We start from the raw sequence: 19540 nt of genomic DNA, 5'->3' as shown, positions 1-19540 counted from the left end.
TCTCGAATAACATCATGATAAATAAACTTTCCTGAGCGTTTGGGAAGCCTTGCCAACCATCACTATTGGAATGATCCATGTTTACTGTTTTTTCTCGTTGGTATCAAGAGCGCTTTAGTGATCCACAAGCTGTGACCTTAATGGCTATTCTTGTCGGGCTTGCGCTAGTGATTTATTTTGCGGCAGGTCTACTTGCTCCGCTGTTGGTCGCTCTTGTGTTGGCATTTCTATTGGAATGGCCTGTGGCGCAAATGCTTAAATTGGGGATTAATCGCACCGCTGGTGCGTCCTTGGTTATTGTGTTGTTTTTGGGAATCGTGGTTTTACTGACATTTGGCTTAATTCCGAGTGTGTGGCGTCAAGGTGTTAGCTTAATTGCCGACTTGCCTAGCATGATAGATAAAGGCTTGCTGACAATACAAACACTGATCAATCAATATCCACGATTTATCAATCCAGAGCAGTTAGATCTGATGGTTGGTGAGCTTAAAAAACTGCTCGATACTCAACATGTGTTGGATATTGCTAAGCAATTAATCGGTTATTCAGCTTCTTTACTCGTCTTGATGGTGTACGCGATTTTAGTGCCCTTACTGGTGTTTTTCTTTTTAAAAGATAAAGATCAACTGATTAGCGGCAGTAAGCGATTTTTTCCCACAAATCGCCAGCTAGCGCGTAAAGTGTGGTTTGAAATGCACCAACAGATTTTTAATTACATTCGTGGCAAAGTGATCGAAATCGTGGTTGTTGGTGTCGCAACTTATATTTTGTTTGCCTTGATGGGACTGCGATATTCGGTGTTGCTCGGTGTGTTAACTGGGTTATCGGTATTGATCCCTTATGTCGGTGCAACCTTAGTTACATTACCTATCACCCTAGTGGCATTTTTTCAGTGGGGTTTTAGTTCTGAATTTGGCTATTTAATGTTGGGTTACGGTATTATTCAGGCGCTCGACGGTAATTTACTCGTGCCTATTTTATTCTCCGATGCGGTGGATTTGCATCCGGTGATCATCATAGCGGCCGTTTTAGTCTTTGGCGGTTTATGGGGTGTATGGGGAGTATTCTTTGCCATTCCATTGGCATCGTTGGTCAAAGCCGTGATTAACGCTTGGCCTAAAACAGAGCTTGAGGCTGACAATAAACTTGATGCGAGTTGATGCTTACCTGTCTAACCGCCATTTGTATTATTGGTTATAGTGGGCGAGTTAACCGTTATCGCTAATTCCTTCTGGCATTTGAATTAAGTGCCAGAGGCGTTTGGGTTGAATGTTGTGCCTTCACAATTTAAAGCATCCTCGTCTAGTACTCTGTACCCATTCACTTATTGTCATTCCTTTTTATTATCACTTTGTCTTAAGTATCACCATGAATCGAGCTTTTAGTTTTAGATTAAGGGGGGATTTATTCTGTCGCTTGCCAGTTTAGGGATTTACATTATGTAGCCTCTAGGTTAGGTAGATGTAAAACTCTTATATAAGCATGTGGTTACATGATGCAGCGCACATTTTACCCTTGAGTATGTTGATAAAGTTGTGTCGCTTAGTTTGGGTTTGCTTATTCGTTCATCCTTAGCTAAGTTATATCGAGTCGTGCTATTTATTTTGGTTGAGAGATGGAAGTCACCCTGACAAGAATTTCCACTGACAATCGCCATTGGAGGATACTATTGTGAGCAAAAAACTATTAAGTGCACTTTTCGGGGCAAGTCTTGCAGCGTTAGCGCTGTCGCCAACCGCATTTGCTGCAGAACAAAAATTGTCTGATTTCCATGCTGAGTCGGGTGGATGCGAAAGCTGTCATAAAGATGGTACACCTTCTGCGGATGGTGCCTTTGAATTTGCACAGTGCCAAAGTTGTCATGGTACCTATGCTGAAATGGACGCTGTGCATAAGCCACATGACGGTAATTTAGTCTGTGCAGATTGTCATGCGGTACATGATATGAATGTCGGTCAAAAACCTACCTGTGAAAGCTGCCATGATGATGGCCGTACCCCTGCAACTGTTCTGAAAAAATAATCTCAAAAATACGTTTAGAAAAGTTGGTATATACCTTCATGTCTAAATAAATAACGCCAGCCAATGCTGGCGTTATTTTTATCCGTTTACTAACCGATTACTCGTCTTTTGGCTGACCTTGGATGATCTTCTTGCCGGAGAACATGGCTGAAATAATCCCTGGTTGACGTTTTACTTCAGTATAAATCACCGCGAATACATGTAATAACATCAGCAGTAACAACACATAAACCGCATAGACGTGCACTTGACCTGCCAATCCTTTCATTGGTTTAAGTGCATCCGCTTTTTCTGCGTTCACACCCGTTGCATCATAGGGTTTTAAGCTTGTAGGTTCGACATTGGTATCGGCAAGATAGCTTTGTACAGCACTACCTAGCGGCGGATAATAAATATCTGTACCTGCACGCAAAAGTCCAGTGATCATTATGGTCACTAATAGCAACATGATGGCCAGCACGGCAAATTTACCTTTAGGGTTATGACCTAAATACTGCGGATTTTTCCCCGCGGCTAATTCAGTCTTATAAGCTATTAATTCGCTTTTGCTATTAGCATTGGGAAACATGTGGCTGAAACGCGCATATTTGTTACCGATAAAACCCCACACAAGGCGGACGATGAGGTTTATTGCGAACGCATATCCTATGCACACGTGTAAAGTTTTCAAGCCAATTTTACCTGTTAACTCAGATATGCCTAGCTCAGTGCGATACATCATGATGCCACCGACTAAGATGAGTGCGAGCACAAGAATGACATTAATCCAATGAAATAATCGCGTCGGTTTGTCCCACACAGGATAGGATTTTATTTCAAAAGCGGTGGGGTTACTGCTGGACATGGAATTTCCTTATTTTTTGTGTTGGTATGATCTTACGCTTTTTTCCTAAAATTTCAGTAACTTTTTTCAGTTTCAATTAAGACTTCTGATTGATAGTGTAGTCAACGAAAGTGTTAGAAGTTTTTGATTTGCGTACGGTAAATATTTTTTACGTAAGTCTTTTTAATCTGTTTTATCTAATGCTAATATCGTGACCACGGTAGACTTGGAAGTCTATTGAACGGATGTTGAAGTCGTATTTGGAGGATCTTAGATCCTTAAAGTGAATAATCGTTAACCAGACAGGGAGTGAGCAGGATGTTCAAAATATTACATTGGATTGTAGTGTCACGATCGCAAGTATTGATGGAATTGCTCGCAGGACGTTGGCCGCAGGAGTTTCTCGTTAAGTTGACCCAAGTCAGCCCTGATGAGATGTGTGAGAAAATCAAAGAAAATAATGCCTCCATGGTCGTGATCGATTTAGCGACTGTTGATCTTCAAAAAGCCCATCAATTTCAACGTTTACTTGCCCGTGAGCAACCGAGTGTGCGAGTTGTCTATTTACAGTTCCCTAAACAAGTGGATGCACGTTTCTTAATGCAAGCTGCCACAACTGCAGGGGTGTTTTATCTCGATGCAGGTTTAACTGAGATAAGCCTCGGACTCTCGAATATTTTACGAGGTCATAGGGTCATTCCAATTCAGCTCATTAATGGGGTAAATGATGATTTTGGATTGTTCGAAGACACTGAACCGTTAACTATCCGTGAGCGTGAAGTATTACAAGCATTGTTGACGGGAAGTACTAATTTAGATATCGCTAATCAGTTGTTTGTCAGTGAAAGCACGATAAAAACCCATTTGTACCGAGTATTCCGTAAAATTGGAGTGTCTAGCCGTGGTCAAGCGATTGCGTGGGCACAAACCTATTTGCACGATGTGGTGGTTTAAGTCGATATCAGTATTGATATACAAACGTATATACGTTTAAGTTAAGTCTTATCTCAGATAAAAGGGGCTAAAGCCCCTTTTATTATTTCTCAAAAGTAGTCTTAAGCCGAAAGCCTATTAACGTCCAAGCCAAGCCGCTATTTTGCTTTTGTCACGAATGGATAGGGCGACAGTATCCTTAGGCGCGGCAGTTATCATCAATTCACCCGTCATCAATTCATCCCGTCTAAACCAATGTAAATCCAACGATTCACCCAGCGGATACTGCTGTAGCTGCGCCTCAAATTGTCCTGTGACTTGTAGGTTATCCGCGGCAATTAACACATCACCTGCACTTAACCCTGCAAGGTGTGCAGGGCTGCCTTGGGTGACAGTCACGATTTTTAATCCAACAGGTGCTGCTTGGGTTTTCGCGCCGAATGCAATCTCATAACCTTTCGCTTGCCCGCCGCCCACATCTTGCGCACCTTGACTGGATCGAAGACTCAAGTTGACCCCAAATTCGGCGAGTAAAGCCGCTAACGGAATATCGTCCGTACTATCTAAGTAGGCAAACAGATCTTGGCAATCACGACCAAGGAGTCGTTCAACGATGGCTTGATGGCAAGTATCTGTGGTGCCTTTATCTTGCAGAGCATATTCCTGCCATAAAATCTGCATAACATGGTCGAGATTGTATTTGCCCTGGGTTTCGCTGCGCAGGGTTAAATCTAAATACAGCGCAAACAGAGCCCCTTTAGTGTAATAACTGATGATGGCATTTTGTGCGTTTTCATCCTGCTTGTAGAACTTAGTCCAAGCATTAAAGCTTGAGTCCTTAACACTTTGTTTAAAGCGTCCCTGGCTGCGATAGACACGGGTGAAGGTTTCACTCAGCATATCTAAATAGCTTTGTTCATCTACCAGACCTGCACGATAGGTAAGAAAGTCATCGTAATAGGAGGTGATGCCTTCATAGGCCCATAATTGTGGCGTATAGGTTTCTGCATCAAGTTTATAGGGTAAAAAGCATTCAGGCTTAATGCGCTTAACGTTCCAGCTGTGGAAATACTCGTGGCTGCACAGGGATAAATAAGTGCGATAGTCATTATTGATTGGCATATCTAGCGACAGCGGTAAGTCTTTGCGTGAACACATTAATGCAGTAGAAGCTCTGTGCTCTAAACCGCCAAAGCCATTGTCTAATATTGTGGTCATAAACAAATAACGCTTAAACGGTGCAGGCGTACCAAAGAAGTTAATCTGATACTCACAAATGGTCTTTAAATCTTGGCAGAGCCTTGGCATGCAAGCACGGTGGCGACCATTGAGTACGATATCATGCCTCACGCCACAGGCATCAAAACTTCCTAAGGTGAATAAACCCATTTCCACCGGATGATCTATGAGCTCGTCATAGCTTTTAGCTGAAAATTGGCCGAAGGCAAAATCGTCACCACTGGTGCGAGTCATGCTGGTAGCAAGGCGCCAGTCACTTAATGTTGACTCTGTTGGTGGATCTATAGAGACGGTGTGTAAAGTGTCTTCAAAATCATGGGCAGATAAAAACACGCTACTGCCGTTAAAGAAGCCGTGGGTCATGTCCAAATGCGCGGTGCGCACCGACAGATCCCAAGCATACACTTGATAAGTCAGAATAATTTCGCTGCTATTATTGTCAACCGACCAAGTTTGTTTATCTAGTTGGGTGAGCTTAAGCGTTTGGCCTTGTGCATCTTGTGCCTTGAGTTCAATGATATTTTTGGCAAAGTCGCGCACCATATAACTGCCGGGCAGCCAAGCGGGTAGGCTAAATACCTGCACTGGCTTGGGTTGTGATAATGTCATAGTGATAGCGAATAAATGGGCTTTCGGATCGATGGGGATTATCTGGTAATGGATCATATTTATCCTGCAAAACCTGAGTGTTTTAATGGTGGCCATGCTGCCAAAAATGCCTGCAACTGGCAAATGAAAAGCAAAATATCTGCAGACACAAAGTATTGAATTGCTAGTATACTATGCCAACTAACCCAAGGAGGACGCCCCATGGCCGAAGAAACGATTTTCAGCAAAATTATTCGTCGCGAAATTCCCGCGGATATTCTGTATCAAGATGAACTTGTGACTGCCTTTAGAGACATTTCCCCTAAGGCGCCAACGCATATTTTGATTGTGCCGAATCATTTGATCCCAACGGCGAACGACATGAAAGCCTCTGATGAGCCGGTACTTGGCCGTATGATGACGGTTGCGGCTAAATTGGCGGCTGAAGCGGGTATCGCTAAAGATGGCTACCGACTGATCATGAACTGCAATCAACACGGTGGACAAGAAGTCTATCACATTCATTTCCACCTTGTGGGCGGGGAGCCTCTGGGGCCCATGTTGAGCCAAGGCAAATGAAGGTCAATTCGGATTTTTTCCCGTTGACCCAAATGGCGCAGCGGTTTGTGGATCAATTAGCTCAGTGTCGTCGCCTCGGTTTAACCGTATTGGAGGCGAGTGAGCACCATGTGTTGATTGAGTTGCCCTACAGCACTGAATTAATTGGGTATCCCGATACCGGTGTTATCCATGGCGGGGTGATCACTACTTTAATGGATACCGCGTGTGGCAGTGCAGTCGTGAGCGCTATTTTCCATAAATTCAAATTATTAGAAATATCACCCACGCTCGATTTGCGGGTGGATTACATGAAGCCCGCTCAGCCCCATAAGCCAGTGTTTGGATTTGCTGAATGTTACAAGTTGTCTTCTAATATTGCCTTTACCCGTGCAATTGCTTACCAAGACAGTATCGACGATCCCATCGCCCATGCCGTCGGCTCTTTTATGCGGATAAGCCCTGAAATGGTTGGTGATGCCTTTAGGCAAGCGTTAATGGGTGAAGCCGTGCCTGCGATAGGAGAGAGTGATGAGCGCAAATAATTCGATACTAGATGCAGCCAGTACAACTCAAAACGCACAGGTTAAAGCGCCTATTGATGTGCAAGGTATAGTTAAACGCGCCACTGAACTTAATGATTTTGGCCATTTACTTGAACACGTTCCCTATGCCAAATTTATTGGCATGAAGGTGGAGCGTTTTGGTGATGAACTGATTTTTAAATTGCCCGCTAAAGACGACAATATCGGTAATCCTGTATTGCCCGCTATTCATGGCGGCGTGATTGCGGGCTTTATGGAAATGTCAGCGATAGTGCAGTTAATGGTATTTATGCAAACGGCAAAGGTGCCTAAAGTCGTTGATTTTTCAATCGACTATTTACGTGCAGGTCTGCACAAGGATAGTTTTGCTGAGTGTCGTATTACCCGTCAGGGTCGACGAGTCGCCAACGTGAATATTGATTGTTGGCAAACCAATCGTAAGCAGCTTATTGCTACGGCACGGGCACATTTTTTGATTGATTAATCTGATTAAGTTTAGATTGATGAAGCATGACTGATTCACTATTTTAGATTGAGAATGCTTTATTTAACCTATGTTATTAAGCATGAGTTCAGCACTGTTCGATTAGTTTGTCGTTTAATGGGAAATGATGCGCTAGCTGCGTATTTTGTGGCGTGACTAGGAGAAATATATGAAACAAGTTTATACAGGGTTATTACTGGCCGCAGCGCTTACCTTAGGTGCTTGTGCCTCACATACCGCAGGGATTTCAGTGAGCTCACTGGGTGAAACCCGCGTCGATAACTCCAGCTTTGCCAGAGATATTGCGGTACAGAGTGTGGATGCACGCCGAGTCGGTGATTTCGTGCAGGGCTCAGCGTTGATTGTTAGCAAATCCTCTTCCGATATGCGTGTGCAATATAAATTCACTTGGTACGATGCCAGCGGCTTTACTATCGAAGATGAAGCGACCAGCTGGAAATCTGTGAAATTACATGGTAAACAGCAATTGCAAGTCGGCGCTGTTGCACCTAATGCCCAAGTGGTTAAATTTGATGTATACGTGCGTGAAACCTTTTCAAACTAAGCTTGAGTTTACTTCTGTTTAGTTTATTCCGTGTTTAATTGATTTTTTGATATTAAACCCGTTCTAAAATGGCTTACTTCTTTTAAGGAGTAAGCCTTTTTATTCGTTTTACATCAACTTTCAATGACCTTAAGGTCACTCAAATGTTATTAGCTTTCGTCTTTTTGACATTGAAAGTTGCGATAAATCACCCATTTTTAAGCAAAAAGGTTTACGGCAAGGTGAAATCCGGACTTTAGTCCTAAATACATTTAGTGATTGAGCACTACTATCAGCATATTACCACATGAGGATAGAAAGATGACTGCTCATATTAATGCTCAACCTACTGATTTTGCTGAAACTGTTATTATGCCGGGTGATCCACTCCGTGCTAAATATATCGCTGAAACCTATCTTACCGATGCCGTAGAAGTCACGAATGTTCGCAATATGCTTGGTTACACGGGCTTTTACCAAGGACAGCGCATTTCCGTTATGGGTCATGGTATGGGTATTTCATCTATGGTGCTCTATGGCCATGAGCTGATTAATTATTTTGGCGTGAAACGCATTATTCGTATTGGCAGTTTAGGTGCAACACAAAAACATGTACAAATGCGAGATGTCATTTTAGCCCAAGCCGCAGGCACGGATTCACCTACTAACGCTAAGCGTAGTAGTGGCTACCAAATGGCAACTTCTGCGACCTTTTCTTTATTGCATAAAGCCTATACAACAGCGAATGAGAAAGGCATTAGTGTAAAAGTTGGCAATATCTTTAGTGGTGATCTTTATTACGATCCCGATGAAGATATGATCCCCGCACTTGAACGTTTTGGGGTATTAGGTATTGATATGGAAGTGGCGGGGCTTTATGGATTGTCACACCAACAAGGTATCGAATCATTAGCCATTTTAACGGTATCGGATCATTGTTTAACCGGTGAAGAAACTACGGCCGAAGAACGCCAACTCTCTTTTAATAATATGATCGAGCTCGCGTTAGAAACCGCCCTCAATTAGGTTTAAAGCCATCCTTTGAACCCTTAGCATTTCACTTATGGAATGACATAATGAATAATAAAATTACTTTAACAGCCATCAGTTTTCTCGCCAATTTTATTATGGCGGGCTTTGCGACCCAATTTGGGATGTTGATTGAACCCATAGCTGAGAAATTTGCCGCTAATGTTAACGAAGTTGCATCAATTTTTTCATTGCTTAATGGCGGTGCACTCGCGGGAACGATTGCTGCATTTTTCTTTATTGAAAAAATGGGTATCAAAAGAATGACCTTGATAAGTTACAGTCTGGTTGCTCTTTCTGCTCTGGCTTTACATCTAACCAGTTCCCTACAAGTTGTGATGGTAGCAATGACCTTAATTGGTTTTTGTGGCGGTATCGGTCTATGTATTGCTGGTACGATTGTGGTGTCTGTGTGGCAAGAGAAATTACAAAGCACAATGTTAGTGGTGCAAGATGCAACGTTTAATATTGCAGGCGTTATTTTTCCATTGATAACGACTTATGCATTAACAAATTCATTATCATGGAGTTATAGCTATTTAGCCGTAGGTTTAGTGGCGTTCGGTACAGTCATTATTACCTTGTTCACTCATTTCTCTATTTGCGAGCAATCTTCTACAACACAAGAGAAACAACAGTCTGAATGGAATCTCGGTATTATTAGTGGAGGTATTGGTTTATTTTTAGGAATGTTGGCTTTATATACTTTTTTAACTTGGGCACCTTTATTTGTAAAACAAAAATTTGATATTCCGTTTGAAGATGCCGGTAATATTATTACCCAGTATTGGTCCGCTGCGCTAATTGGGGCGTTAATTTCGACTGTGATTGTGACTCGTGTAAAAATTCACCATTTCTTAGTCGGTATTATTGCTTTAGCTATGGTGATCACCGCTGCCATTGTCAGTACCAATAATCTTAATTGGATAGCTTATTTAACCTATGGTTACGGTTTTGTGTGTGCCGCGCTTTATAATGCATTTATTGCTTATGGCGTGTCTTTTGTAAAAAAAGCCAGCAGCAAAAATGTGTCATATATTCTTATTAGCGGAAGTGCTGGGGCGATGTTTAGCCCAGCCATCAGTTCTTTCTTTGAACGTATTATCGGATTACAAACAGTGATGTATGTGATACCTCTGCTTTACGCAGCGATATTTATGCTATTGATCGTTTCAAGTCGGATGAAATCGGCTATGGAACAACACTCTCCATCGGTAAGTTAATTTACCTGTGCATCCATCCCACACTCGGTTGTTAAATTAAGTCGAGTGTGGGTTATGTTGAAAGCGGTTATATACCTGCTTCAACAAATTTCTTGAGTGCGTTGAGATCACAAATCCGAATGCCATCTTTTTTCCGCTCAATTAAGCCTCGTTCCTCAAGATTTTGTAGCGCCCGACGGTAGACTCGGTCGGTAGTACCAAATCGTTCAGCCTCTAAATAGCGTTTACTAAAGCCATCTACGGGCAAGTCATTTAAGTATTCATGGTAAATATCAAATGCCACGTTATAACTGATGGGATAGAGCAGTCGTCGAGTAAAAATATCCACTGTGTCTTGGTAGTCAATCGCAATTGCACTAGCGAAAAATAGCGCGAGTTGAGGATGCTGACCGAGGCAATGTTGTAGTTTTTCAGCGCTAATCAACATGATTTCTAAGGGTTCACTGGCAATAATGTCTAGTTGACAGTGGTACTGGGTGAAGAACTCCATTTCGCCAAACAGTTGTGAATCACAATCAATAGTACCTAATTGAAAACACCGACCATTTCTCGCGGTATGGCCGAGTGATACGCGACCTTGCTTCACCAATACAAGTGATGCCATCGCTTCCCCCTGCGTCATGAGGTGAGCGCCTTTTTTGAGCATTTTTATTTCGCTGATGCAGCTAAGTACAACCGCTTCAATAAGTGGATAATCTTGCTCCCATCGCTGGCTATAACGCCCTTTCGATAAAGGTTTTAGCTGCATCGACTATGATCCTCTTACTGTGTTCGAAATTGCGACCTTCTATAGCATTATCATGATAGGCGGTCAAATGGACGAAAGGATTTAGGCGGCTACTAAAGATATTTTCATCATACGGACTGAAGGGCAGTGGTTTTCGCGACATTTAATTGAATCGCAGAGATAAGAGTGCCCACTTTTTATTTCCGTCATGTATACTAGGCGCCGCCAAGGGGTGTTTGTTGTGCATTAATGTTACTCTGATTTTAACGTTAACGGCTGCAAACTGAGATGTCATCTGACGAACCCTTAGAACCTGATCCGGCTAATACCGGCGTAGGAATGGGCCAATCAACAGCACACTTCTGAATCGCTTATTCGTTGCCGGATCTCAAACATTATATTTGAGGTCCTATGTCAAACCGTAAAACGTCAAACCATCAATCCCCATTTTCAACCGTATCGCCAAGCTTATTTTTAGCCCGAGCGCCGCTGGCATTAGCCATCGCCGCAGCGCTGAGCACCCCTGTTTTTGCACAAACCGACGCTATCGATAAACCCGATCCCAGCACTGAGATGGAAGTCATGGTGGTGACGGCGGATTTTCGCAGTTCAAGCTTAGAAAAAATGCCCTCCAGTATTACCGTTATCGACAGTCAAAAAATTCAAGATGAAAGTGCGCAACACTTTGAAGATTTGCTTAATTCTATCGCCAATTTTAACTGGTCAGGTGGAAGCTCTCGGCCGAAATATTTTCAAATTCGCGGCGTAGGTGAGCAAGAGCAATACCAAGGCGCACCTAATTCTTCCGTGGGTTACATCATAGATGATATCGATTTATCCGGTATTGGTATGGTGTCGAGCATGTACGATTTACAGCAGGTCGAAGTGCTTCGTGGACCGCAGGGGACGCGTTACGGCGCGAATGCCTTAGCGGGATTGATTTATCTGAAGAGTAATGATCCCACCGATGTGTTTGAGCATGGCGGTGAAGTGTCGTTAGGCGATGATGATTTACGCACTTTTAGCGGTTTCAGTTCAGGCCCATTAACGGATTCTGGCAAGCTGCTTTATCGTGTGTCAATGCAGCAACATCAGCAAAATGGTTACTACGATAACCTGTATTTAGGCCGTGATGATACCAATGGTCGCGATGAATTCAGCGGCCGCGCTAAGCTGCGCTGGTATGCGACAGATGATTTGCAGTTTGATTTAACTGTGCTGCATGCCGATTTTGATAATGGCTATGATGTGTGGAGTTTAACCAATTCACCAACCCAGACAACATCGGATCAACCGGGTGTCGATAGCCAACGCACCACAGGCGCGGGTTTTAAAGCGACCTATTCTGGTGCAGAAAACTTCGAATTAACTTCGTTAACCTCTTTTGCGAATACCGATCACCATTACAGTTACGATGGCGATTGGGCTAACTCAGAATATTGGGCCTCTAAGCAATGCAATGATGACAATGGCAATCTGGCGCCGTGTCAATACGATTATTTTTGGGATAAAACGGGTCAGCGTAAAACCGCGTCGCAAGAGTTTCGCCTAAGTTCTACCGAGCAGGGCCGTATTTTTGCAGAGAGTACTGATTGGTTGCTTGGTGTGTATGCCATGAATCTGAAAGAAGATAACCAATTGTATTCTGAATACAATGCTTCGCCGGATGAAGTCTTAGACTCAGAGTATGAGGCGACAAACTATGCACTGTTTGGTCAGCTCGATACGGATTTGGGCTCAAATTATGCTTTATCTGTGGGGCTACGTTTAGAGCGCCGCAACAGCCATTACTCTGATACGAATAACGATAATTTCGACCCGAGCGAAACCATGTGGGGCGGTCATATTGCTGTGAGTAAAGTGCTGAACGACTCGCACAATGCTTATGTCCGAGTCGCACGCGGTTACAAGGCGGGCGGTTTCAACATGACTTTACCCGTCGAATTGAACGATAAAAAAGAGTTTAGTACTGAGACGCTCTATAACTATGAAATCGGCCTTAAATCCCATTGGTTAGCGGGACTTATCGATACTAATTTGGCGCTGTTCTATATGGACAGACAAGATCAACAGGTGGCTGCATCACAGCAAGATCCCGATAAACCACAGCGTTTTATCTTGTTCACTGAAAATGCAGGCAGTTCGAATAACTATGGCGCTGAGTTAGATGCAACCTGGTATGCCACGGATAATCTGCAAGTTTACTCAAGCTTAGGTTGGTTAGAAACGGCCTACGGTGACTACCAGTATCAGGATAAATATGGTACTGAGGTGGATTTAACTGGCCGCGATCTGGCCCATTCTCCACATCTTACCTACAGCCTTGGTGGGACTTATCGTGCTAATTCGGGTTGGTTTGCTAACCTGAATCTTAGCGGTAAGAGTGAATTCTATTATTCAGACAGCAATGAATCCCGCTCTGAACCCTACACTATCGTCAATGCCCGCGTAGGTTATGAGGCGAGCGCATGGTCGGCATATTTGTGGGGACGCAATCTGTTTAATGAAGAATACGGTGTGCGTGGCTTCTATTTTGGCAATGAGCCAGATAACGGTTGGGCGGAAAAGCAATATATTCGTTACGGCGATCCGCGTCAGATTGGCGTAACCTTTAACGTTAAGTTTATGTAATAGCTCATTTTAAAATGAGCATAATCATTTAAGTGTTAACTGAACTGTAGCCCAGTATTTGGGCTACAGCCTTACTTCAGAATATCAAGGAATTAAAATGAAACTGACCGCAGAAATTAGCATGTATCCCTTTAATGAAAATTACCTCGATCCTATCAAGTGGTTTATTGGCCGCGTGGATAGTTATCCCAATATCGAGCGCGTGACTAATGCGATGGCAACTCAAGTGTGCGGCGATTATTTAGATGTGATGACTATGCTGGCGACCGAGATGCAAGCGGCCCATGAGAAGTGGGGCAAGGCGGTATTTGTGTGTAAGTTTATCGGTGGTGAGCTGAATTTAGCCCACAGCGAATAATGATTGACCGCCATGTAAGCGACAAATAGGCAATGAGAACAACACTATGACAGATTTATGGTTAACCTTGGTCGAGAGCGTTAATACGGCCTTTGGTGAAGTCCATGTGATGACCGTATGGGAAGCCCTCGCGGTATTGTTGGCGATGGCATATTTACTGCTGGCGATGAAGGCCAATGTGTGGTGCTGGGCGGCGGCCTTTGCCAGTACCGCCATTTACACTGTGTTGTTTTGGAAGGTGTCGCTACTGATGGAGTCTGTGCTTAACGTCTATTACATGGCGATGGCGCTCTATGGATATTGGCTCTGGACCCAAGGTGGTGATAAGCATCAAGGCGTAAAAGTGACCACTTGGCCATTGAAAACCCATTTAAAGTTGATCGCACCGACGGGCGTGATTTCGCTTTTGGTTGGTCACGGCATGGCGACGTATACCCAAGCCGCATTCCCGTATCTAGATGCGGCGACAACCTGTTTCGCCGTGATGACGACTTATTTAGTGGCAAAAAAGGTACTTGAGAATTGGCTTTATTGGGTGGTTATCGACATAGTGTCGATTTACCTTTATCTCAGCAAAGGCTTGATGCTGACATCCTTGTTATTCGTGCTTTATGTGGGTCTGGCGGTCGTGGGGTATTTCCTGTGGCGAACCGCGTTAGCCGACGCCCGTGAAGCTAATACCTTGAAGTTACTCAGTTAATGCTCGATATAAACGCCTCGATGCAGCGCTCAGCAGGCGAGCCATTCAAAGCACTTTACCCCATACTCAAAAGTGCAGGGCTAGTTAACGTGTTAAGTATTCATGAGCTTGCGGGCGGCTTAAGTAATCACAACTATAAAATCACTACGCCCACAGGCAGTTATGTGCTGCGGGTGAATGCGGATGCGGCGGACAGTTTTTGCAACCGCCAGCAGGAGCGTTTTTACTGGCAGCAATTGGCTCAAGCTAAACTTGCTCCTGAACTGTTGTGGGTGAGTGAAGATGAGCGTTATTACCTCAGTGATTTTATTGAAAGTGATTATATTGAAAGTGACGATCTTGAAAACGAGGTCTTAATCCACTGGCCAGCGTTAGAGCGCCAAACGAGTGCTGCTGATTTTGTGCTGGGGCAATCGACGTTTAACTATTCACAGTTTCCGGCAGCAGAACAAGAAACGCATCCTAACCAAGCCCATTGTTTGCTATTGGCGTTATTGCTGCAATTACGCGATCTGCCTACAGGGCCTTATGCTATTAGTATCACTGAGCAGTGGCAGGAATATCACCAGCAAATGCTTGTCTATCAGGCTTCTGCAACATTTAGTGAGCCTGTATTAAGGCGAGCTGTGCCATTGAAGCAGGGTAGTGATATTGGTGATAGCAATACTCACGATTGGAATGAGCGGGTGGCTAAGCTGCTTGCAATTCAAATCGAAATCAAACATTGGTGTGATGAGTTAGCAGCCTGCATAATCAAGCCACAGTTTTGCCATCGCGATCTTAATCCCCATAATTTGTTACTTAAAAATAACCGCTTGTGTTGTATCGATTTTGAGTATGCGACGGCGTCGCATCCACTGTGTGAGTTGGCTGTAGTGTTAGCGACCCATGCGTTAACGCCCTATCAGCAAAGTGTGTTGGTGAAACAGTATCTGAGTGGACATCCTTATGTTACTGCACAAGCCGTAACGGCAGTGCCTGCTGCTATTGACATGTATTGGGTATTTGCTTGTTACTGGGCATTATTGATGGCAGCGCAAACAGAACCCAGTCGTAGCGCCGACTACCTTGCTTGGTTTGATAGCTTCTGGCCGCTGATCACCCCCAAATAGTCATTATTGCGTGTGCTTAGTTTCCATCTGATGATAATGGTTCAGTCCCTTATGGCATTGACCGCGCTATGGTGGGACATGCGGGTATAACATACTGAAAACCTTTATTAGATAAACTTGTTTGATATAAAAAGCAACTTTATATAGTCTCAAGCGTCTTATTAGCAACAATTCTAGGATGGATTATTCAGTATGAAAAAAGGCGTGATGCTACTTGTGTGTCTCTTAGGCTTAAGCGCCTGCTCCACTAAATTCAGTTACCATTTCCTCGACTGGGCCATCGGCTGGGAGCAAGAGGATTATGTTACCTTAGATAAATCTCAGCAAAAGGCATTCGATTCCCTCATTGAAAAATTTGTCATTTGGCACCAATCCAAAGAGTTAGCTCATTATGTGGTGCAATTGACCGAAGTCGAAAGCCTCATAAAAACCAATACGTTAACGCCAGTGCTATGGGCAGATCATGTGAATATTGCTAAGCGGCATTGGTTTCGATTGTTTGAGTTCGCCTTGCCCGAGCTTCTACCTATCATAATGTCTTTGTCCGATGAACAGGTGAAGCAGATCCTCACAAAATTACGGGAAGAAGAGCAGGAGCTCGTTAAAGAATTTGCGGGTAAAACCCCTGAACAGTTACAAAAAGATGCCGATGAAAACCTTCAAACCCAATTTGATGATTGGCTTGGAAGTGTAACTGCGGAGCAAAAAGTACTTATTCACCAATATAATCAACAGCGTTTATCTACCTTAGATATGTGGCTTGAGTACAGGCACGAATGGTTACGCCAGTTTGAGGTTGCACTGGGTCAGCGCGCCGATAAAGCATTATTAACCGAGCGTTTGACCTTGCTGATGACGCAGCCCGATGAGCTTAAGTCAGAGCAACATAAAGTGTTTTTACGTAAAAATACTGAGGCATTTGGGACTTTGCTGTTGGCGATGAATGCGAGCTTATCGGAGCAGCAGTCTAAGCATTTTTATAAAAAGTTAGGTGGGCTCATTCAAGATCTCAAGGAACTGAATCAGGAAGCGATTGAAAAAGAAGCCTAGGCCATGAAAGATTTATTGCCTTGCTAGGGTCTATTTCTGCAAGCCAATAAATCAGCCTACTAACGACTAAATAGAGACCTTATGCCACTCGTATCCCTTTATCAGAAACTACTCAATATGAGCCGCTATTTCGAAGGCTTAGCGCCATTAGCCCTTAGGATTTACCTTGCCCCTGTGTTAATGCAAGCAGGCTATAACAAGCTCGCTCACTTTGAAGATACGGTTGCTTGGTTTGCCAATCCCGATTGGGGCTTAGGTCTGCCAATGCCGGCGTTAATGGCAGGACTGGCGGCGGGAACCGAGTTCTTTGGCGCTATCTTATTACTGCTTGGGCTCGCGACGCGACTGATTTCTATCCCTTTAATGGTCACTATGTTGGTCGCCGCATTGACTGTGCATTGGCCAAATGGTTGGTTAGCGATTGCCGATGGTAGCTCTTGGCTAGCCAACGACAGAGTGCTTGAGGCAGGGGATAAACTGGCGAAAGCCAAAGAAATATTGCAGGAGCACGGTAACTATGACTGGCTGACTAGCTCAGGTAACTTAGCTGTGCTTAATAATGGGATTGAGTTTGCAATCACCTATTTTATTATGTTGCTGGCGCTTTTTACCTTAGGCGGTGGTCGTTACACTAGCCTAGATTATTTCATCGCTAAGCGCGGTGGGATTAAGTAAGTCTTTCTGAAGCGGGCCAATTGTTAACTGCATCGGATTTTCAAGCGCATTTAATTTTTAAGCCCACTCAATTGTTAAGTGCACTCAACAAGTTAAATCCCACTCAAGCGGTGGGATTTTTTTATGCCTCTTTGTCAGCAATTTGCTATGCTTGAGCGCAATTTATATCGAACTAGGATAAGAACTTGGACGCTATTGAACTTTTACTCACTCGCCAATCAACCCCACGATTAACTGCTCCTGCTCCAGATGCGAGTCAATTAAAAATCATCTTAGATGCTGCCATTCGTGTGCCAGATCATGGCGTCTTAGCGCCATGGGAATTTATTATTGCCGCAGGACAAGGGTTAGATACCTTGGCAGATATCTTTGTTGAGGCAGCGAAAGCGAGCGGCGCCGATGAGGATTTTGTCAATAAAGCTAAGGGCATGCCAATGCGTGCGCCTATGGTGATTACTGTCGTGGCGAAAACGCAGCAACATCCTAAAGTCCCCGTGCTTGAACAGCTCATTGCAGCGGGCTGCGCGACGATGGCGATGCAGCAGGCTGCCTTTGCCTTAGGTTTAGGTGCCGTGTGGCGTACAGGGGATTTTGCCTTTGATGCGAATGTAAATGTTGCTTTAGGTCTTGAGCCACACGATCAAATTGTCGGCTTTTTGTATGTGGGGACGCCAGCCGTTACCGCTCCCAAGAAACCGCAAAAGGACGGCAGTCAGTACGTCCGTTATTTATAAATCCGCCTCTTTTTTTAGTGGAGAAATTCTATGCAAGTTGCGCGTACTCCTAGACTCATCCTGCGGCAGTTAACCCCAGCCGACGCTTCTTTTATGTTAGTCTTGCTCAATAGCCAAGGCTTTATAGAGAATATCGGGGATAGAGGAGTACGCACACTTGTGCAGGCTAAGGATTATATCGTCAATGGACCAATGAAAAGTTATGCCGAGTGCGGTTTTGGTTTTTATGCTGTAGTGCTCGCCGAGAATGGATTCACCATTGGCATCTGCGGTTTAATCAAACGGCCGACACTGGACAATGTCGATATAGGCTATGCTTTTTTGCCGCAATATTGGGGTAAGGGCTATGCATTCGAAGCCGCGAAAGCCGCTTTTGACTTAGGTAAAAATTTAGGTATTGAGCGTATTGTCGCGATTGTTAGCAGCCATAATAGTGCTTCAAAAGCTTTGCTGAACAAACTTGGATTACACTTTGAGCGTTGTTTGCAGCTTAGTGATCATGATGAGCCTGTTGAATTGTTTGGCTAATGTTAACGTGTTGTTTATATAAGTTTTTATTTTATTGTAATTCCGTCTTCTTTATTCTAGAATTTCGCAAAATTTATCGTTGAGATATGGCAATCATATCTCTTATCGACGCCCCTCGAAAATCAGGCTCACTTAATCCCTCCTTGAGCCCTTGAGTACAGCAAAAGCGTAGCCCTTTTTTGGATGTAGTAATGGTTTCGCAATTAAGTGAAGCAATGCTGGACGTGATCGCTGATGCCTTGGTAGACAAAGGCTATATCTTTTTATCTGACTTAGTTCCTTCCTGTATTAGCCAAGTACTATTGGAAAAAATTCAATCAACTGAAATATATGAATTAAAAGCTGCCTCTATTGGTCGAGGTTCTGAACAGCACTTAAATCCAGACATTCGCCGTGACAGAATACAGTGGCTAGAAGAGCAAAATGAGCACGATGCCCAGTATCTTGAGTTGATGACACAACTCAAAAATGGCTTGAATCGTCGCTTGTTTATGGGCTTATTCGATTATGAAAGCCACTATGCGGTATATCAGCCTGGGGCCTTTTATAAAAAACATGTTGATGCACTTAAGGGCAGCCAAAATCGTATTTTAACCACAGTGTTTTTCTTAAATCCTGATTGGAAAGCGGCAGATTGTGGAGAGTTGATTATCTATGATGAAGCCGATATTGAGATTGAGCGCATCGCGCCTAAAATGGGCCATTTTGTGATTTTCCTCAGTGAGCGTTTTCCCCATGAAGTGACCAAAACCTTGGCCCAGCGTAATAGTATTGCGGGTTGGTTTAGGGTCAGTAACAGTGTTCATGGCTTTTAACTTTAGCTTTTAACTTCACCAGATAACAAACGCCTAAATGCTGCCTACAGGTTTAGGTGTTTTTGCTCTCGATTGCCGCTTTTGGTCATCACCAATCACCAATCACCAATCACTTATCGCGACTGCGCAATGTCATTGGCTATTTCTCGGATATTGATTGGCCATCACGGCGTGTTCTTCCGCAGCAGTATTTATTCCAACCTGTTTTAACTACCTTCTACT

General features: G+C 43.7%; 21 protein-coding genes and 1 riboswitch. Of the genes, 18 read left to right on the top strand and 3 right to left on the bottom strand.

From position 1 onward, the window contains the following. Positions 1-77 precede the first annotated feature (77 nt). Both L5M29_RS04865 and cctA read left to right on the top strand, forming a co-directional pair. Positions 78-1160: an AI-2E family transporter gene (locus L5M29_RS04865; protein ID WP_263144622.1), complete on the top strand. Its 1083-nt coding sequence runs from the start codon at positions 78-80 to the stop codon at positions 1158-1160. Positions 1161-1671: 511 nt separating this feature from the next. Next, the gene (cctA, locus tag L5M29_RS04860; protein ID WP_263166522.1) at positions 1672-2022 is read left to right on the top strand and encodes a tetraheme c-type cytochrome CctA; all 351 of its coding nucleotides are present in this window, start codon (positions 1672-1674) and stop codon (positions 2020-2022) included. A gap of 97 nt (positions 2023-2119) precedes the next feature. On the opposite strand, the gene L5M29_RS04855 is transcribed toward cctA, so the two are convergent. Beyond that, entirely contained in the window at positions 2120-2866 is a 747-nt protein-coding gene (locus L5M29_RS04855) for a cytochrome b/b6 domain-containing protein (RefSeq protein ID WP_105252822.1), read from the bottom strand. A gap of 297 nt (positions 2867-3163) precedes the next feature. On the opposite strand from L5M29_RS04855, the gene L5M29_RS04850 reads away from it, so the two are divergent. Next, a complete protein-coding gene (locus L5M29_RS04850; protein WP_219233747.1) occupies positions 3164-3799 on the top strand; it encodes a LuxR C-terminal-related transcriptional regulator in 636 nt (211 codons plus the stop codon). A gap of 117 nt (positions 3800-3916) precedes the next feature. Here the strand turns inward: L5M29_RS04850 and L5M29_RS04845 are convergent, their stop codons facing one another. Beyond that, on the bottom strand, positions 3917-5683 hold the full coding sequence (locus L5M29_RS04845; RefSeq protein WP_263166521.1) for a M61 family metallopeptidase: 1767 nt from the start codon (positions 5681-5683) through the stop codon (positions 3917-3919). 144 nt (positions 5684-5827) lie between these two features. Between L5M29_RS04845 and hinT the strand changes: the two genes are divergently transcribed. The 6 genes from hinT (at position 5828) to tsgA (ending at position 9988) form a co-directional block, all read left to right on the top strand. Then, complete coding sequence (hinT, locus tag L5M29_RS04840; RefSeq protein WP_006081303.1) at positions 5828-6184, top strand: purine nucleoside phosphoramidase; 357 nt, start codon at positions 5828-5830, stop codon at positions 6182-6184. Next, on the top strand, positions 6181-6708 hold the full coding sequence (locus L5M29_RS04835) for a PaaI family thioesterase (RefSeq protein WP_028760303.1): 528 nt from the start codon (positions 6181-6183) through the stop codon (positions 6706-6708). Before hinT ends, L5M29_RS04835 begins: the two co-directional genes overlap by 4 nt. Continuing rightward, positions 6695-7192, top strand: a complete 498-nt coding sequence (locus L5M29_RS04830) for a PaaI family thioesterase (RefSeq protein WP_168823948.1) — start codon at positions 6695-6697, stop codon at positions 7190-7192. Before L5M29_RS04835 ends, L5M29_RS04830 begins: the two co-directional genes overlap by 14 nt. A 169-nt stretch (positions 7193-7361) precedes the next feature. Continuing rightward, complete coding sequence (locus L5M29_RS04825; protein ID WP_263166519.1) at positions 7362-7757, top strand: YcfL family protein; 396 nt, start codon at positions 7362-7364, stop codon at positions 7755-7757. A gap of 300 nt (positions 7758-8057) precedes the next feature. Continuing rightward, on the top strand, positions 8058-8762 hold the full coding sequence (gene deoD / locus L5M29_RS04820; protein ID WP_012196924.1) for a purine-nucleoside phosphorylase: 705 nt from the start codon (positions 8058-8060) through the stop codon (positions 8760-8762). 50 nt (positions 8763-8812) lie between these two features. Next, positions 8813-9988: an MFS transporter TsgA gene (gene tsgA, locus L5M29_RS04815; protein WP_219252759.1), complete on the top strand. Its 1176-nt coding sequence runs from the start codon at positions 8813-8815 to the stop codon at positions 9986-9988. Positions 9989-10055: 67 nt separating this feature from the next. On the opposite strand, the gene L5M29_RS04810 is transcribed toward tsgA, so the two are convergent. Continuing rightward, positions 10056-10736, bottom strand: coding sequence for a Crp/Fnr family transcriptional regulator (locus L5M29_RS04810; RefSeq protein WP_012196926.1), 681 nt, complete (start codon positions 10734-10736; stop codon positions 10056-10058). A gap of 197 nt (positions 10737-10933) precedes the next feature. Then, a riboswitch (TPP riboswitch) is annotated at positions 10934-11072 on the top strand. 54 nt (positions 11073-11126) lie between these two features. On the opposite strand from L5M29_RS04810, the gene L5M29_RS04805 reads away from it, so the two are divergent. The 9 genes from L5M29_RS04805 (at position 11127) to L5M29_RS04765 (ending at position 19318) form a co-directional block, all read left to right on the top strand. Continuing rightward, on the top strand, positions 11127-13346 hold the full coding sequence (locus L5M29_RS04805) for a TonB-dependent receptor (protein WP_263166516.1): 2220 nt from the start codon (positions 11127-11129) through the stop codon (positions 13344-13346). A 97-nt stretch (positions 13347-13443) separates the two neighbouring features. After that, complete coding sequence (locus tag L5M29_RS04800; protein ID WP_028760297.1) at positions 13444-13704, top strand: hypothetical protein; 261 nt, start codon at positions 13444-13446, stop codon at positions 13702-13704. A gap of 46 nt (positions 13705-13750) precedes the next feature. Then, a complete protein-coding gene (gene pnuC / locus L5M29_RS04795; protein WP_263166514.1) occupies positions 13751-14404 on the top strand; it encodes a nicotinamide riboside transporter PnuC in 654 nt (217 codons plus the stop codon). Then, positions 14404-15516, top strand: coding sequence for a phosphotransferase (locus L5M29_RS04790; protein ID WP_263166512.1), 1113 nt, complete (start codon positions 14404-14406; stop codon positions 15514-15516). Before pnuC ends, L5M29_RS04790 begins: the two co-directional genes overlap by 1 nt. 192 nt (positions 15517-15708) lie before the next feature. After that, complete coding sequence (locus L5M29_RS04785) at positions 15709-16566, top strand: DUF6279 family lipoprotein (RefSeq protein WP_263166510.1); 858 nt, start codon at positions 15709-15711, stop codon at positions 16564-16566. Positions 16567-16647: 81 nt separating this feature from the next. Continuing rightward, the gene (locus L5M29_RS04780; RefSeq protein WP_173245356.1) at positions 16648-17241 is read left to right on the top strand and encodes a DoxX family protein; all 594 of its coding nucleotides are present in this window, start codon (positions 16648-16650) and stop codon (positions 17239-17241) included. Between the two features lie 185 nt (positions 17242-17426). Next, positions 17427-17975 (top strand): NAD(P)H nitroreductase, encoded by a 549-nt coding sequence (locus L5M29_RS04775; RefSeq protein WP_263166508.1) that lies wholly within the window; start codon positions 17427-17429, stop codon positions 17973-17975. 30 nt (positions 17976-18005) lie between these two features. Beyond that, on the top strand, positions 18006-18503 hold the full coding sequence (locus L5M29_RS04770) for a GNAT family N-acetyltransferase (RefSeq protein ID WP_263166505.1): 498 nt from the start codon (positions 18006-18008) through the stop codon (positions 18501-18503). A gap of 191 nt (positions 18504-18694) precedes the next feature. Next, positions 18695-19318: a 2OG-Fe(II) oxygenase gene (locus tag L5M29_RS04765; protein WP_263166504.1), complete on the top strand. Its 624-nt coding sequence runs from the start codon at positions 18695-18697 to the stop codon at positions 19316-19318. Positions 19319-19540 lie beyond the last annotated feature (222 nt).

It is taken from the genome of Shewanella sp. SM95 (genome assembly GCF_025653595.1).
GTDB lineage: Bacteria > Pseudomonadota > Gammaproteobacteria > Enterobacterales > Shewanellaceae > Shewanella > Shewanella oncorhynchi.
Note: the sequence above shows the minus strand (reverse complement) of the source record. Positions and strands in the feature narration are given on the sequence as shown.